The sequence below is a fragment of the Streptomyces sp. 4N509B genome (genome assembly GCF_052245655.1).
In the GTDB taxonomy this organism is placed as follows: Bacteria; Actinomycetota; Actinomycetes; order Streptomycetales; family Streptomycetaceae; genus Streptomyces.
This window is the reverse complement of the sequence record NZ_JBQQBZ010000033.1, coordinates 61,880-78,799: the sequence shown is the minus strand read 5'-3', so window position 1 is coordinate 78,799 and position 16,920 is coordinate 61,880. Positions and strand designations below refer to the sequence as shown.

Sequence of the window (16,920 nt, the reverse complement as noted above, 5' to 3'; positions counted from 1 at the left end):
TTTGTGTTTCGGTGGTCATGGCGGGAGGGAAACGCCCGGTTATCTTTCCGAACCCGGAAGCTAAGCCTCCCTGCGCCGATGGTACTGCATGGGGGACCGTGTGGGAGAGTAGGACACCGCCGAACAAACTGCCCCAATAGCTCAGTCGGCAGAGCGTCTCCATGGTAAGGAGAAGGTCAACGGTTCGATTCCGTTTTGGGGCTCAGCACAGCGGTGAGGGGGCGACAGTTTTCACTGTCGCCCCCTCACCGCTTTTGTGTGCGCTGGTCCGTTCGCCGCTCCCTGACCCGGGCCGCGAAGGACCCCGCCCCCTCACTCGGGAATGCGGAGCGTCAGGATCGCCATGTCGTCCGACGGGGCGTCAGCGGCGAAGCGCTCCACCGCACGCAGGACCCGGGCCGCCACGGCTCCCGCGGTCATCCCGGTGCACGTGCTGAGCACCTCCGCCAGCCCGTCGTCGCCGAGCATCCGCGTGCCCTCCCTGCGCTCCGTCACCCCGTCGGTGACACACAGGAGAACGTCCCCGGGACGCAGCACGACGCTCTGCTCGAACAACTCCAGGTCGTCCATCACACCCAACAGCGGCTGCGGCGTCGCGGCCGGCGTCACCTCCCCGTCGGGAGTCAGGCGCAACGGCAGCGGATGCCCCGCACAGACCATCTTCAGCAGCGCGTCGCCGTTCGGCTGCGGCCACAGCTCGCCGTAGAGCAACGTGAGGAAGCGCCCGCGGGAGCCCTCCTCCAGGATCGCCGCGTTCAACCGGTCCAACACCGCGGGGCCGCCGAGGCCCTCCCGCGCCAGCAGACGCAACGCGTGCCGGGCGAGCCCGGTGACCGCCGCCGCCAGTGGGCCCGTGCCGCACACGTCGCCGATCGCGAAGCCGTAGGCGCCCTCCCGGATCGGGAAGACGTCGTAGAAGTCGCCGCCGACCTCGTTGCCCTCGCCGGCCGCCCGGTAGATGACCTCGACCTCCACACCGTCGATCCGCGGCAGGTCGGGCGGCAGCAGGCTGCGCTGCAGCGACTGGCTGATGGCGGTGCGCTCGCTGTAGAGCCGCGCGTTGTCCAGCGCCAGCGCCGCCCGTCGCGACAGGTCCTCCGCCAGCTCCAGGATGTCCTGGCGGAACCACTCGTCCGTGGGCTTCCCGAGCGCCAGGAGGCCGATGACGCGGTTGCGCGCCAGCAGCGGCAGGACCACCGTCTCCCCACCAACCGCCGCCGCCGTGGCCAGGCTCGTCTCCGACGGCCTGGGCGGCGGCAGCTTGCCGAGCGCCAGGCTCCGCAGGGAGGTGCGCAGCGTCGTGTTGTGCGCCGCGTCGGCCGGGGCGGACCACGGGCGCACGCCGAGCCCACTGCCCGGGTCGGGCGGCGGGACGCGGTCCAGCAGCGTCTTGATGCCGTCGATCTGGTCCTCGTCCTCGTGCAGCACGTACGACAGGACGGGGTCCGAGCCCTGCTCGGGGATGGTGTACACGGCACACCACGCCGCGACCGTGGGCACGATCATCTGGGCCATGAGCGCCAGCGTCTGGTCCCGGTCGAGCGTGCCGGCCAGCAGCTCCGACGCCTCGACGAGGAACGCCAGCGAGCCGCGGCGCAGCCGCTCCAGCTCGGTCAGCCGCGCGGACTCGACGGCCAGCGCGATCCGGTCGGCGGCGAACTGAAGCCGCAGCGCCTCCTCGTTGCCGTACTTCCCGGGCAGCTCGGAGGCGACGCCGAGCGAGCCGGTGAGGCGCCCCTCGACCTTCAGCGGCACGGTGACCACCGCGTGCATGCCCGTGCCGGACAGCAGCGGAACGGCACCCGGCGCGGTCGACAGGTCCTCGTGGACCGCCGGCATGCGGGCGGAGCCGTACCGTCCGCTGCCGGTCTCCACCGGCACGCGGGCGAAGCGCTGCCGCGCGGACGGCAGGCCGGTGGTGGCGCGGACCTCCAGCTCCGTCTCGTCGTCCGTGGCCAGCAGCAGGAACGCGGCGTCGCCGTCGAGCATGTCGCGGGCGCGTTCGACGGTCCGCTGCAACAGGCCGTCGAGGTCGTCCGGCGGCGGCGAGCCGATCAGCATGTCCAGGGGGTCGCCACCGGCGCGCTCGATGGGCTCGCCCATGCCGCCGTGCACCGGCGTGCGGGTCGGGCTCTGGAGCACGGCGCGCTCCTGCTCGCGCACGATGAGGCAGACGGTCGACGCCTCGCCCCTGGCGTCCCTGACGCGCAGGTGGCAGGCGTAGACGGGGACCGTGCGGCCGGTCGCGTCACGCAGGCCGTAGCTTCCCTCCCAGCGGGAGAGAGACAGCGCCTCGGCGATGCCGAGGCCCGTGCCGGGGGTCTGCGGCCAGGCCGCGAGGTCGGACAGGGGCTTGCCCACCACCTGCTCGGCCGTGTACCCGAACAGCTCCCGGGCGTCCTCGTTCCACGCCACGATGGTGTCGCCGCGGTCGATCTGGACGACGGCGACCCGCACCCGCGCGTCGGCCGGCGGCAGCGCCTCGTCGGGGAGGAGCGGCCCCGCGGAGCGGGTGCCGACGGGCAGGGTCTGCTGGTCCAGGCGGAACCACACGCACTTCTCGGTCGCCGTGTAGTCCACGCCCCAGCGGGAGGCGAGCGCGGCGCAGAGCATCAGCCCGCGTCCGCCCTCGCTGCTGAGGTCGGGCTGACCACGGGCGACCTCGGCCAGCGGCAGCTGACGCTCGGGGTGGCGGTCGATGACCTCGATCCGGATGCCGCGCTCGTCCCGCAGACACCGGACCTCGGCGGCGGTGCCGGCGTGGACGACGGCGTTGGTGACGAGCTCGCTCGTGAGCACCACGGCGTCCTCGATGAGCTCGGCCAGGCCCCAACCCTGCAGCGTGTCACGTACGAAACCGCGCGCGGTCGCGACGGAGCGCCCAACCGGTTCGAAGGTGGCCGCGGCTCGCGCGGTGATCACGTCGGTCCCCCAAGGTGTCTCGTTTCACGACCGGCGTCTCCCAGGACTGCCGGATGCCCAGGTTACTGATCGGCCCCTCTTCCTCGGACGGTGCGTCCGCAGATTTCCCCTAACCGAGAAGTCAGCGAGCATGCGATGCTGCCGAACTGTTATCGCCCGGTCGGGTGGGAGTGAAACACTGGGACCGCTCGACCCGTGTGTGGCCGGGCGGACGTGGTCGGATCCTTCGGGAGGACACAGTGGTGCCTGACGGAGCGGTGGCGCACGCTGGCACGCGTGCGCGGACAGGGCGGACAGGCAGGACGCGGAGGAAGGGCACCGTGGAGGTGGACGCCGCGGCGCTGGATCGTCTGCTCTCGGCCCTGGAGGCCATGCGGGACGGCAACTTCCGCAAACGCCTGCCGGTCACCGGCGGCGGCCCCATGGCCGAGATCGCCGCCGCGTACAACCAGGTCGCTGACCGTAACCTCCACCTCACGGGGCAGCTCGCCCGGGTCCGCCGCGTCGTCGGCCGCGAGGGGAAGCTGACCGAGCGCGTGGAGATGGGCGCCTCCGAGGGCGCCTGGGCCAAGGCGATCGACGACACCAACGACCTGCTGGAGGACCTGGTGCGCCCGGTCTCCGAGGTCGGGCGCGTCCTCGCCGCCGTCGCCGACGGCGACCTGGAGCAGCGCATGGAGCTGCGCGCCCAGACGTCCGCCAGCGGCACGAGCCGGCCGCTGCGGGGTGAGTTCCTGAAGGTGGGCCGCACGGTCAACGGGCTGGTGGACCAGCTGTCGGAGTTCACCGACGAGGTCACGAGGGTGGCCACCGAGGTCGGCACCGACGGGAAGCTCGGCGCACAGGCCCAGGTGTCCGGCCTCTCCGGCTCCTGGCAGGGGCTGACCGACTCCGTCAACACGATGGCGGCCCGGCTGACGGCGCAGCTGCGCGACATCTCCTCGGTGACGAAGGCGGTCGCCGCGGGCGACCTGTCACAGAAGGTGAAGGTCCAGGTCTCCGGCGAGATGCTGGAGCTGAAGGACACCGTGAACACGATGGTGGACCAGCTCTCCTCGTTCCAGGAGGAGGTCACGCGGGTCTCTCGCGAGGTCGGCACGGAGGGCGTGCTCGGCGGCCAGGCCGAGGTGAAGGGCGTGTCCGGGGTCTGGAAGGACCTCACGGACGCGGTCAACGTGATGGCGGGGAACCTCACCAAGCAGGTGCGGGAGATCTCCCGGGTGACGACCGCGGTGGCCAGCGGCGACCTGTCGCAGACGATCACGGTCTCGGCCAGCGGCGAGGTCGCGCAGCTCGCCGAGACGCTGAACGCGATGACCGGGACGCTGAACTCGTTCGCCGACGAGGTGATCAGGACCGCCAGCGAGATCGGCACGGAGGGCCGGCTGGGCGGTCAGGTGCGGGTGACGGGCGTGGCGGGGGTCTGGAAGGAGCTCACCGAGTCGGTGAACACCGCCTTCCGCAACCTCTCCCAGCAGGTCAGGGACATCTCGCAGGTGACGACGGCGGTGGCCAACGGTGACCTCTCGCAGAAGATCACCGTGGACGTCGCCGGCGAGATGCTGGAGCTGAAGAACACCGTCAACAAGATGGTCGACCAGCTCCAGTCCTTCCAGTCCGAGGTCACCCGTGTCGCGCGGGAGATCGGCGACGAGGGCAAGCTCGGCGGGCAGGCGTCGGTGCTGGGTGTCGGCGGGGCCTGGAAGGACCTGACGGACTCGGTGAACACGGCGTTCCGCAACCTGACGGGCCAGGTGCGGGACATCTCCAACGTGACGAAGGCGGTCGCCGCGGGTGACCTCTCGCAGAAGGTGACGGTCGACGTCGCCGGCGAGATGCTCGTGCTGAAGAACGTCGTGAACCGGATGGTGGACCAGCTGTCGTCCTTCCAGTCGGAGGTCACGCGGGTCGCCACCGAGGTGGGCATCGAGGGCAGCCTCGGCGGCCAGGCCAAGGTCGACGGCGTCACGGGCACCTGGAAGCAGCTGACCGACTCCGTCAACAGCATGGCCAACAACCTGACCAACCAGGTGCGGAACATCGCCGAGGTCACGACGGCCGTGGCCGGCGGTGACCTCTCCAGGAAGATCACCGTGGACGCCCGCGGCGAGATCCTCGAGGTCAAGAACACCGTCAACACGATGGTCGACCAGCTCTCCTCGTTCGCCGAGCAGGTCACCAGGGTGGCCCGCGAGGTGGGCACCGAGGGTCGGCTGGGCGGCCAGGCGCAGGTCTCCGGCGTGGCGGGCGTGTGGCGTGGCCTGACCGACTCCGTGAACGACATGGCGTCCAACCTCACCGACCAGGTGCGGAACATCTCGCAGGTGGCCACGGCGGTGGCGCGCGGTGACCTCTCGCAGAAGATCACCGTCGACGCGCGCGGCGAGATCCTGGAGGTCAAGAACACGGTCAACAACATGGTCGACCAGCTGTCGTCGTTCGCCGACCAGGTCACGAGGGTGGCCCGCGAGGTGGGCACGGAGGGCGTGCTCGGCGGTCAGGCCGAGGTCGAGGGCGTCTCCGGCACCTGGAAGGACCTCACCCTCTCCGTCAACGACATGGCGCGCAACCTCACCCTCCAGGTGCGGAACATCGCCGAGGTCACCAAGGCGGTGGCCGCCGGTGACCTCTCCAAGAAGATCACGGTGGACGCCCGCGGCGAGATCCTCGACCTGGTGACCACGGTGAACACGATGGTGGACCAGCTGTCCTCGTTCGCGGACGAGGTCACGAGGGTGGCCCGTGAGGTGGGCACCGAGGGCGTGCTCGGTGGCCAGGCCAAGGTGCGGGGGGTCTCGGGCACCTGGAAGGACCTGACGGACAACGTCAACGTGATGGCGCGCAACCTCACCGACCAGGTCCGTGACATCTCGGAGGTCGCCACGGCGGTCGCCAACGGCGACCTGACGAAGAAGGTCACGGTCAAGGCCAGCGGCGAGGTCGCGCAGCTCGCCGACACCGTCAACCGCATGGTGAGGACGCTCTCGCAGTTCGCGGAGCAGGTCACCAAGGTGGCGCGCGAGGTCGGCAGCGAGGGCCGGCTCGGCGGCCAGGCCAAGGTGCGGGGCGTCTCGGGCACCTGGAAGGACCTCACCGACTCGGTGAACGTGATGGCGCGCAACCTCACCGGCCAGGTCCGCAACATCACGATGGTCACCAAGGCCATCGCCAACGGCGACCTCACCAAGAAGATCGACATCGACGCCTGGGGCGAGATGCTCGACCTGAAGATCATCATCAACACCATGGTCGACCAGCTCTCCTCCTTCGCGGAGCAGGTCACCAAGGTCGCCAGGGAGGTCGGCACCGACGGACTCCTCGGTGGCCAGGCGCGGGTCCCCGACGTCGCGGGCACGTGGAAGGACCTGACCGACTCGGTGAACGAGATGGCGCGCAACCTCACCCGGCAGGTGCGCGAGATCGCCGGCGTCGCCAGCGCGGTGACCCGGGGCGACCACGGCGTCACCATCGCCGCGGACGCCGCCGGCGAGATCCTGGGCCTCCAGGAGAGCCTCAACCACATGATCAACAACCTGCGCGAGACCACCCAGGTCAACGAGGCGCAGAACTGGCTCAAGAGCAACCTCGCCCGCATCTCGGCCCAGATGCAGGGCCGGCGGGAGCTGAAGGACCTCGCGAACATGATCGTGAGCGAGCTGGTCATGGCGGTCGGCGCGCAGGTCGGCGCGTTCTTCCTGGCCGTGCCCACCGACAGCGACTCGAAGGTGGTCGCCGGCCCCGGCGAGAACGGCTCGTACCTGCTGCGCATGATCGGTTCCTACGGACCGGCCAGGGGCACGTTGAACCTCACTCTGGAGCCGGGCGAGACCCTCGTCGGCACCTCGGCGGAGGAGCGGCGCACCATCCCGTTCGGTCCGACCAGCGAGAACTACCTCACGATCTCCTCCGGGCTGGGCGAGGCGCCGGCGTCGTACGGCATCGTGCTGCCGGTGCTCTTCGAGGGCCGGGTCCTCGGCGTGCTGGAGCTCGGTTCCTTCCGGTCGTACACCGCGATCGAGCGGGACTTCCTGACCGAGATGGCGGAGATGATCGCGACCAGCGTCAACACCATCAGCGTCAACACCCAGACGGACATGCTGCTCAAGCAGTCCCGTCAGCTGGCGGAGGAACTGCGCGAGCGCACCAACCAGCTGGAGGTCCAGCAGCGGCAGCTGCAGGAGTCCAACGCCGAGCTGATGAACCAGGCGGTGGAGCTGGAGAACACCAACCGCGACATCGCCGTGAAGAACCGCGAGATCGAGGACGCGCGGCGCGGCCTTCAGGAGCGCGCCGAGCAGCTCGCGGTCTCCATGCGGTACAAGTCGGAGTTCCTGGCGAACATGTCGCACGAGCTGCGCACCCCGCTGAACTCGTTGCTGATCCTCGCCAAGCTGCTGGCGGACAACGCGGAGGGGAACCTCTCGCCGAAGCAGGTGGAGTTCGCCGAGACGATCCACGGCGCTGGCTCCGACCTGTTGCAGCTCATCAACGACATCCTCGACCTGTCGAAGGTGGAGGCCGGCAAGATGGAGGTCACCCCCAGCCGCATCGCCCTGGTGCAGCTGGTGGACTACGTCGAGGCGTCCTTCCGACCGCTGACGGCGGAGAAGAACCTGGAGTTCTCCGTCCGGGTCTCGCCGGAGCTGCCGGCCACCCTCCACACCGACGAGCAGCGCCTGGTGCAGGTGCTGCGCAACCTGCTGTCGAACGCGACGAAGTTCACCGACTCGGGCTCGGTGGAGCTCGTCATCCGACCGGTCGGCGCGGAGGCGCCCGCCGAGATCCGCGAGCAGATGCTGGACAACGGCTCGGTGCGCGACGCCGACGCCCCGCTCATCGCCTTCGCCGTCTCCGACACGGGCATCGGCATCGCGGCGAGCAAGATGCGGGTCATCTTCGAGGCGTTCAAGCAGGCCGACGGCACCACGAGCCGCAAGTACGGCGGCACGGGGCTCGGGCTGTCCATCAGCCGGGAGATCGCCCGGCTGCTCGGCGGCGAGATCCACGCGGCGAGCGAGCCCGGCCGCGGCTCCACGTTCACCCTCTACCTGCCGCTGGAGCCCACGGAGCTGCCGCCGCCCGGCTACGGGCGGCTGACCGCGGACGGTCTGAGCGTCGACGGGGGCGCGGGCGCCTCGCCGCTCCCCCCGGCAGGCCAGCGGGTCGAGGGGCGTTCCAACGGCGCGGCCCGTTCGCAGGCCCCGGAGCTCCCCGGCGGAGCGGGCGCCTCCTCGCGTGGCGCCGTGCCTGGTGACGTGGCGGGTAGCCGCGCGGGGGCTCCGGCGCCGGCCGCCGGGGCGGAGTCGGTCCCGCCGGGTGTCCCCGACGAGGAGGAGCAGAGTCGCAGGGCGTCGCGGGCGGCCGAGCGGGCCGCGGAGTCGCTCACCCAGCGGCGCCGCGAGCGGGCCGCGGCCGGCACCGATGCGCTGCGGCCGGCCGTCTTCGGGCCGGAGGCGGCCCTGGCGGGCGAGCCGCCGGCCCCGGCTCCCCGGCGGGACGCCGGCGAGGCCGGCGGGCAGGAGAGCCCCGACGAGGAGCACGGGGGCCGAGGCGCCCAGGCGCCTGCCGGTGACGGCAGGCCCCGGCGGAAGTACCGGGACTTCCGCGGCCGGAAGGTCCTCATCGTGGACGACGACGTGCGTAACGCCTTCGCGCTCACCAGCGTGCTGGAGCAGCACGGCCTGAAGGCGCTCTACGCCGAGAACGGCAGGCAGGGCATCGAGGTGCTGGAGTCCAACGAGGACATCGGGCTGGTCCTGATGGACATCATGATGCCGGAGATGGACGGGTACGCGACGACGGCCGCCATCCGGCGGATGCCGCAGTTCTCCGGGCTGCCGATCATCGCGCTGACCGCGAAGGCGATGGAGGGCGACCGGGAGAAGAGCATCGAGTCCGGCGCCTCGGACCACGTCACCAAGCCCGTCGACACGGAGCGGCTGCTGAGCGTCATGAGCCAGTGGCTCGACCCGAAGTGACGGTGAAGGATGAGCGGCGGTCTGGAGAGGAAGAGGAGGGAACTTCGGCAGCGGCTGGTGCGTTTCCGCAGTTAGTGCGACCCTGTTCGCGGTCGGCGACCTCGCGTGGTAAGGTGACGCAGCGCAATGCACTGATCACCGGGTGCCGTGCGCTGCTGGTCGTCGGCTGGTCGGACAGGGCAGTCGAGGCCGACGCGGGGGAGTTGGCCGGAGTGGTCGCCGCGTCTCCATGGCGGGGCGGGCATCGGTCACGTCGTCGCGCGTCGAGGGGCGGCGGCGTGGACTCGCTGGCACGGGGGCTGGCGAAGATGTCACCATGTCCGGCACAGGCCATCGGACGGCGTACACCGCCGTCCACAACGGCGGTGTGGAGCCACGCCGCAGGGGCGAGGAGGACGGGCCATGGTGCAGAAGGCCAAGATCCTCCTGGTCGATGACCGGCCGGAGAACCTCCTCGCACTCGAGGCGATTCTCTCGGCGCTCGATCAGACGCTGGTCCGGGCATCGTCAGGGGAGGAAGCGCTCAAGGCGCTGCTCACGGAGGACTTCGCGGTCATCCTGCTGGATGTCCAGATGCCCGGCATGGACGGATTCGAGACCGCCGCCCACATCAAGCGCCGCGAGCGCACCCGGGACATTCCCATCATCTTCCTGACCGCCATCAACCACGGCCCCCACCACACCTTCCGCGGCTACGCCGCCGGCGCCGTGGACTACATCTCCAAGCCGTTCGACCCGTGGGTGCTGCGCGCGAAGGTCTCCGTCTTCGTCGACCTGCACAAGAAGAACGTGCAGCTGCGCGAGCAGGCGGCGCTGCTGCGGCGCGAGCTGGAGGGCACCCAGAGCGGTCAGGCCGCCGTCAGCGAGGCCGAGCAGCGTGCCGTCGCCGGCGGGCTGCTGCCCGAGCTGTCGGCTCGGCTCGCGGCCGTGGAGGAGCAGGCCGAGGCCCTCTCCAAGGAGCTGGCAGGCTCCGGAGGCGGCCCCGCCGTCTCCACCGCGGCGCACCTCGAACGCAAGATCGCGGGCCTGCGCCGCGCCCTCGACGCCCTCCAGCCGGGATCGGAGGGCGAGCGGCGGTCGGCCGAGGACGCGCCCCAGTCGGTGGAGAGCCACCCGAGCTGACGGCCCGTCGGCGGCTGTCCCGCCGTCCCGCGCCCGGCTGAGTGTCCCGACCCGGGCGGCCCGGTAACCTCACCCCCATGGCCTCACAAACGTCCGGAGGCTCCTCCGGCGCGCGCGCCGGGCGCGGCGGCGGGGGAGCGAGGAAGGCGCCCGCGAAGAAACCCGCGGCGAAGAAGCCCGCGGCCAAGCCGCCCTCCTCCGTCGCGCGCATCGCCCGGAAGGTGCTGTGGGGCCTGTGGATGGGCCTGGCGCGGCCCGTGGGGGCGCTCCTGCGGGGAGTCGGGCAGGGCGCGAAGGGGCTCGACCCCGCCCTGCGGAAGGACGGCCTGGCGCTGCTGCTGCTCGGCGTCGCCCTCGTCACGGCCGTGGGCACCTGGTCCAACCAGGAGGGACCCGTCGGTGAGGTCGTCACCGAGGTCATCACCGGCGCGTTGGGGCGGCTGGACCTGCTGTGCCCGCTCGTGCTCGGCTTCATCGCCCTCCGCCTCTTCCGGCACCCGGAGAAGCAGGAGGCCAACGGCCGGATCGTCATCGGGCTGACCGCGCTCCTCGTGGGCGTGTTGGGGCTCGTGCACCTGGCCACCGGGGGACCGGGCCGCAGTGAGGGCGCGCAGGCGCTGCGCGACACCGGCGGACTGGTCGGCTGGGCCGCCTCCCGCCCGCTCTCCCACGCGGTGGGTGAGCCGCTGGCCGTGGCGCTGCTGACGTTGCTGACCGTCTTCGGTCTCCTGGTCGTCACGGCCACGCCGGTGAACGCGATCCCGCGGCGGCTGCGCCAGGGGGCGGCGCGCCTCGGCCTGGTCGGGGACGGCGAGCGGCGGTCGGCCGAGGACGCGGACGGCGACCCGGAGGCGATCGAGGCGGACTGGCGTCCCCGCCAGGCGACGACACGGCCGTCCCGGGCCCGCGGGGCGTCGCGGGCCGGCGGGGGCGAGACCGCCGGTGGCCGTGGTGGCGACGGTGGCGAGGACGGCGGGGCCTCGCGCGCCGAGCGGGAGGCCCTCGAACGCCGCCGTTCCCCGCGCGGGCGCGCCGGCCGTCGCGGGACCGCGCCCGACCCGGTCGACGTGGCCAGCGCCGCGGCGGCGGCCCTCGACGGCGCGGTGCGCCACGGCGTCGAGCCCTCCCCGCTGGTCGCCGACCTCAGCAGCCAGGTCTCCAGCGGCGCCTCGGGCCGTGGGCGGGGCAGGGGCGGCGGCCGGGCGCGCGCCGGGGCCGCCGACGCCACGTCCCAGGCGGGCCCGGCAGCCGCTCACGCCAGCGCCGGGACGGGGAGCGGCGCCGGCACCGTTCCCGACCTGACCAAGCCGTCCCCCGAGCCCACCGAGCTGCCCCCCCGCGCCGAGCAGCTCCAGCTCTCGGGCGACATCACCTACGCCCTGCCGTCGCTGGACCTGCTCCAGCGGGGCGGTCCGGGACGGAGCCGCAGCGCCGCCAACGACCTCGTCGTCGACGCGTTGAGCACCGTCTTCACCGAGTTCAAGGTGGACGCCCGCGTCACCGGCTTCACCCGTGGCCCCACCGTCACCCGCTACGAGGTCGAGCTCGGTCCCGCCGTCAAGGTCGAGAAGATCACCGCGCTGACCCGGAACATCGCCTACGCCGTGGCCAGCCCCGACGTCCGCATCATCAGCCCCATCCCGGGCAAGTCGGCGGTCGGGATCGAGATCCCCAACAGCGACCGCGAGATGGTCAACCTCGGCGACGTGCTGCGCACCGCCGACGCCGTCGGCGAGGACCAGCCGCTGCTGGTGGGTCTCGGCAAGGACGTCGAGGGCGGGTACGTGATGGCGAACCTGGCGCGGATGCCGCACCTGCTGGTCGCGGGGGCGACCGGCTCGGGCAAGTCCTCGAACATCAACTGCCTGATCACCTCGATCATGATGCGCGCCACGCCCGAGGACGTCCGGCTGGTGCTCATCGACCCCAAGCGCGTCGAGCTCACCGCCTACGAGGGCATCCCCCACCTGATCACCCCGATCATCACCAACCCCAAGCGGGCCGCCGAGGCCCTCCAGTGGGTGGTCCGGGAGATGGACCTGCGCTACGACGACCTCGCCGCCTACGGCTTCCGCCACATCGACGACTTCAACACCGCGGTGCGCGCGGGAAAGGTCACGGCACCCGAGGGCAGCGAGCGCGAGCTGACGCCCTATCCGTACCTTCTGGTGATCGTGGACGAGTTGGCGGACCTGATGATGGTCGCGCCACGGGACGTCGAGGACGCGATCGTCCGCATCACCCAGCTCGCCCGCGCCGCCGGCATCCACCTGGTCCTGGCCACCCAGCGGCCGAGCGTCGACGTCGTCACGGGTCTGATCAAGGCCAACGTGCCCTCGCGGCTCGCCTTCGCCACCTCCTCCCTCGCCGACAGCCGCGTCATCCTCGACCAGCAGGGCGCCGAGAAGCTGATCGGCAAGGGCGACGGGCTCTTCCTCCCCATGGGGGCGAACAAGCCCGTGCGCATGCAGGGCGCCTTCGTCACCGAGGAGGAGGTGGCGGCCGTGGTGACGCACTGCAAGCAGCAGATGACGCCGGTCTTCCGCAACGACGTCACCGTGGACACGGCCAGGAAGAGGGAGATCGACGAGGAGATCGGCGACGACCTCGACCTGCTGTGCCAGGCGGCGGAGCTGGTGGTCTCGACGCAGTTCGGCTCCACGTCCATGCTCCAGCGCAAGCTGCGGGTGGGCTTCGCCAAGGCGGGCCGGCTGATGGACCTGATGGAGTCGCGGGGGGTGGTCGGCCCGAGCGAGGGCTCCAAGGCCCGCGACGTCCTCGTCAAACCGGACGAACTCGACGGAGTGCTCGCGCTCATCCGTGGGGAGACTTCTCCCTAGCGCCGCTCCGAGCGCGGGCGCGCGCCGGGGGCATTGTCACCCTCATCGCGCGAGCCGCCAGTCGCGCGGCCTGTCCTGCCGCCATCCGGAGATCGTCGGACGTGTCGACCATCCGCTTGGCGGACAAACTCTGTCGGCCCGCTTGCTCCGTCGTTTCGCTCCGCCCCTAGACTTGGGTACACAGCACGTGGCCTCACGCTCGAAAGGCGCCCCCGTGTCCAATGGCAACTCCTCCGCCAAGGACCGGCCTTCCGTCGGTCGGCTCCTCCAGCAGGCCCGCATCGACGCGAAACTGACCGTGGACGAGGTCAGTTCCACCACGCGCGTGCGTGTTCCCATCGTCCACGCCATCGAGGAGGACGACTTCTCCCGCTGCGGTGGCGAGGTCTACGCCCGAGGTCACATCCGCACGCTGGCGCGCGCCGTGGGCTTGGACCCGACCGAGGTCATCGAGCGGTACAACGAGCAGCACGGCGTCAGTCCGCCGACCACCCCGACGGCGCCGATCTTCGAGGCCGAGCGGATCCGGCCCGAGCCGCGCCGCCCCAACTGGACGGCCGCCATGGTCGCCGCCATCGTCGCCGTGATCGGCTTCGTCGGCTTCACTTTCTTCAACGGCAACGACTCGGGTGACCCCGGCGCCGTCGCCGACGGGTCCCAGACGCCGGGCGACACCTCGGGGACGGAGCAGGGCGGCGAGGACCTCGAGCCCACTCCGGGCGACCCCTCGCCGACGCGGCCGGATCCGGAGGAGAGCGCGGTGGCGGGCGTGCCGGCCGACAAGGTCACCGTCAAGCTCACGGTCCAGGGTGGCGAGAGCTGGATCTCCGTCCACGACAGCAACGGGCAGCAGCTCTTCCAGGGCGTCCTGCAGGACGGGGACTCCGAGTCCTTCACCGACGACGAGCAGATCGACCTCGTGCTCGGGAACGCCGGCGCCGTCCAGCTCCACGTCAACGGTCAGGAGATCGAGGACGTCGGCGAGATGGGCCAGGTGCAGCGCCTGAGCTACACCCCGGGAAACCCCGAGGAGGGCTGAGGGCAGGCCGGCTGACGCGGGCTGTGTCGTGCCCGTGCGTCGCCCCGGACCGCCGCGGCAGGCGGGTGGTCCGGGACGAAGTAGGCTGAGATCATGTCCGAACGCCGCACCGTCGCCCTCGTCACTCTTGGTTGTGCCCGTAATGAGGTGGATTCCGAGGAGCTGGCGGGCCGACTGGCAGCAGACGGCTGGGAGTTGGTCAACGACGCGGCGGACGCCGAGGTCGCCGTCGTCAACACCTGCGGCTTCGTGGAGTCGGCGAAGAAGGACTCCGTCGACGCGCTGCTGGAGGCGGCCGAGCTGAAGACCGGGGCGACGGAGGGGGAGGCCCGCACCCGGGCCGTCGTCGCCGTCGGATGCATGGCGGAGCGGTACGGGCGGGAGCTGGCCGAGGCGTTGCCCGAGGCGGACGGCGTGCTCGGCTTCGACGACTACGCGGACATCTCCAGCCGGCTGCGCACGATCCTCGGCGGCGGCGGACACGTCTCGCACGTGCCGAGCGACCGGCGGACGTTGCTTCCCCTCAGCCCGGTGGAGCGGCCGGCCGCCCTGGTGGGCGAGCGGGCCGTCGCCGTTCCCGGCCACGGCGGGGCCCTCGGCGGCTCCTCCCACGAGCCCTCGGCCGCGTCGGCCGTGACCGCCGCCTCGGCCACGGAACGTCCCGGGGCGGTCCCGGCCGACCTGCCGCCCGGCGTCGCCCCCGCCTCCGGGCCCAGACCGCCGCTGCGGCGCCGCCTCGGCAGCGGCCCGGTCGCCTCCGTGAAGATCGCCTCGGGCTGCGACCGTCGCTGCGCCTTCTGCGCCATCCCCTCCTTCCGCGGCTCCTTCGTCTCGCGCCGCCCCGCCGACGTCCTGGCCGAGGCGCGCTGGCTCGCCGGGCAGGGCGTCTCGGAGATCATGCTGGTCTCGGAGAACAACACCTCCTACGGCAAGGACCTCGGCGACATCCGGCTCCTGGAGACACTGCTGCCGGCGCTGGCGGCGGTCGACGGGCTGGAGCGGATCCGCGTCAGCTACCTGCAGCCGGCGGAGATGCGCCCCGGCCTGATCGACGTGCTGACCGGGACGGAGAAGGTCGCGCCGTACTTCGACCTCTCCTTCCAGCACTCCGCGCCGGGCGTGCTGCGCGCCATGCGCCGCTTCGGGGACACCGAGCGGTTCCTCGAGCTGATCGCCGCCATCCGCGAGCGGGCGCCGAGGGCGGGCGTGCGCTCGAACGTGATCGTGGGGTTTCCCGGCGAGAGCGAGGCGGACCTGGCCGAGCTGGAGCGCTTCCTCGTGGCGGCCCGGCTCGACGCCGTCGGCGTCTTCGGGTACTCGGACGAGGAGGGCACCGAGGCCGTCTCCTACGACGGCAAGCTCCCCGCGGAGGAGATCGCCGAGCGGCTGACGCGGGTCTCCTCGCTCGCGGACGAGCTGATGGCGCAGCGCGCGGAGGAGCGGATAGGGGAGCCGGCGAGCGTCCTGGTCGAGGAGATCCTCGGTCCTGACGCCGCCGAGGCCGGCCACGGCGGGGACGGTGCCGACGGCGCACTGGACGGCATCCTCGACGAGGTGGACCTGGGCGAGGTGGCCGCGGCGGGGGGCGAGCCGGTCGCCGTGGGCCGTGGCGCGCACCAGGCACCCGAGACCGACGGCCAGATCCTGGTCCTCGGGGGGCGCGGGGCCCCGCCCCGGCCGGGGCGGCTCCTGGCGGCGGAGATCGTCGCGGCCCGGGGCGTGGACCTCGTGGCGGTGGCGGTCCCGGAGAGCTCGGGGGACCGCGGCGACGCCGGGGCCGGGAGATGACGGACATGCCGGCCGCGGCCGGCGCGCGGCCCGCGCGCGAGCAGCCGGGTCTGTGGAACATCGCCAACGTTCTCACCATGGTCCGGCTGCTGCTGGTGCCGGGCCTCGTGTTGCTGATGTTCGCCGACGACGGGCACGACCCGGGGTGGCGCTCCCTGGCCTGGGCGGCCTTCACCGTCGCGATGATCACCGACCTGCTCGACGGGGAGATCGCCCGCCGTCGCAACCTCGTGACCGACTTCGGCAAGATCGCCGACCCGATCGCGGACAAGGCGATCATGGGCGCCGCCCTGATCTGCCTGTCGGTCCTCTCCGACCTGCCCTGGTGGGTGACGGTCACCATCCTGAGCCGGGAGTTCGGCATCACGCTGCTGCGCTTCTGGGTGATCCGGCACGGCGTCATCCCGGCCAGCCGCGGCGGCAAGCTCAAGACGCTGACCCAGGGCGTGGGGGTGGGGATGTACATCCTGTCCCTGACCGGGTTCCTGGCGACGCTGCGCTGGTGGGTGATGGCGCTGGCCGTGCTCCTCACCGTGGGCACCGGCCTGGACTACGTGCGGCGGGCCCTTCTCCTGCGCCGGGCGGGCCTGGCCACACAGCGCGTCGAGACCTCTCGTGACGACCGGAGGTGAGAGCGTCGGGGTCGCCGCGGAGGCGCTCGACCTGCTGGTACGCCGGGGGCAGACGCTCGCCGTCGCCGAGTCCCTCACGGGCGGGCTGGTCGCGGCGGCCCTGACCGACGTTCCGGGCGCCTCGCGGGCCTTCCGCGGCTCGGTCACGGCGTACGCCACGGACGTCAAGCGCGAGGTGCTCGGGGTGGACGGCGGGCTGCTGGCCGAGCGTGGCCCGGTCGACGCCGAGGTCGCCGGAGGGCTGGCCGCCGGAGCCCGGCGGCTTCTCGCCGCGGACTGGGGGCTCGCCACGACGGGGGTGGCCGGTCCCGGCCCACAGGACGGAGTGCCGGCCGGGACCGTGTACGTGGCGGTTTCGCGGCCCGGAAGCGGGGGAGTCGTGGCTCAACGGCTCCGTATCCCCGGAGACCGGGCCGTGGTACGGGCCGGCAGCGTTCGCGCGGTGCTCGCCCTGCTACGCGACCAGCTGATCCACACTGTCGCCAGGACGGGGCAGGATACGGAACAGAACGGAGACGATGGATGTTTGCAGCCCTGAGTGAACAAGACATCGCTCCCCGGCCGGTTGGAGTCCGAGGCGGTACGGTGGGGCATGAAGC

General features: G+C 71.9%; 8 protein-coding genes, 1 tRNA gene and 1 rRNA gene. 9 read left to right on the top strand and 1 reads right to left on the bottom strand.

Annotated features, from left to right (window positions below; genetic code table 11):
* Positions 1–7: 7 nt before the first annotated feature.
* Together rrf and ACTWP5_RS25245 are read left to right on the top strand one after the other, a co-directional pair.
* Positions 8–125, top strand: a 5S ribosomal RNA gene (gene rrf / locus ACTWP5_RS25250).
* A 5-nt stretch (positions 126–130) separates the two neighbouring features.
* Positions 131–203: transfer RNA gene (locus ACTWP5_RS25245), tRNA-Thr, on the top strand.
* Positions 204–312: 109 nt separating this feature from the next.
* On the opposite strand, the gene ACTWP5_RS25240 is transcribed toward ACTWP5_RS25245, so the two are convergent.
* Positions 313–2,922 carry a SpoIIE family protein phosphatase gene (locus ACTWP5_RS25240; RefSeq protein ID WP_443223407.1) on the bottom strand — a complete coding sequence of 870 codons (2,610 nt, stop codon included), beginning with the start codon at positions 2,920–2,922 and terminating at the stop codon, positions 313–315.
* A gap of 320 nt (positions 2,923–3,242) precedes the next feature.
* On the opposite strand from ACTWP5_RS25240, the gene ACTWP5_RS25235 reads away from it, so the two are divergent.
* From ACTWP5_RS25235 to ACTWP5_RS25205, 7 genes are all read left to right on the top strand, one after another.
* A complete protein-coding gene (locus ACTWP5_RS25235) occupies positions 3,243–8,900 on the top strand; it encodes a HAMP domain-containing protein (protein WP_443223406.1) in 5,658 nt (1,885 codons plus the stop codon).
* A 402-nt stretch (positions 8,901–9,302) separates the two neighbouring features.
* Complete coding sequence (locus ACTWP5_RS25230; protein WP_443223405.1) at positions 9,303–10,022, top strand: response regulator; 720 nt, start codon at positions 9,303–9,305, stop codon at positions 10,020–10,022.
* 77 nt (positions 10,023–10,099) lie between these two features.
* Positions 10,100–12,862, top strand: a complete 2,763-nt coding sequence (locus ACTWP5_RS25225) for a DNA translocase FtsK (RefSeq protein WP_443223404.1) — start codon at positions 10,100–10,102, stop codon at positions 12,860–12,862.
* Between the two features lie 214 nt (positions 12,863–13,076).
* Complete coding sequence (locus tag ACTWP5_RS25220) at positions 13,077–13,901, top strand: helix-turn-helix domain-containing protein (RefSeq protein ID WP_443223403.1); 825 nt, start codon at positions 13,077–13,079, stop codon at positions 13,899–13,901.
* Between the two features lie 93 nt (positions 13,902–13,994).
* Positions 13,995–15,689, top strand: coding sequence for a MiaB/RimO family radical SAM methylthiotransferase (locus ACTWP5_RS25215; protein WP_443223402.1), 1,695 nt, complete (start codon positions 13,995–13,997; stop codon positions 15,687–15,689).
* A complete protein-coding gene (pgsA, locus tag ACTWP5_RS25210; RefSeq protein ID WP_443223401.1) occupies positions 15,686–16,321 on the top strand; it encodes a CDP-diacylglycerol--glycerol-3-phosphate 3-phosphatidyltransferase in 636 nt (211 codons plus the stop codon). Before ACTWP5_RS25215 ends, pgsA begins: the two co-directional genes overlap by 4 nt.
* Positions 16,305–16,859 carry a CinA family protein gene (locus ACTWP5_RS25205; protein ID WP_443223400.1) on the top strand — a complete coding sequence of 185 codons (555 nt, stop codon included), beginning with the start codon at positions 16,305–16,307 and terminating at the stop codon, positions 16,857–16,859. Before pgsA ends, ACTWP5_RS25205 begins: the two co-directional genes overlap by 17 nt.
* Positions 16,860–16,920: the final 61 nt, after the last annotated feature.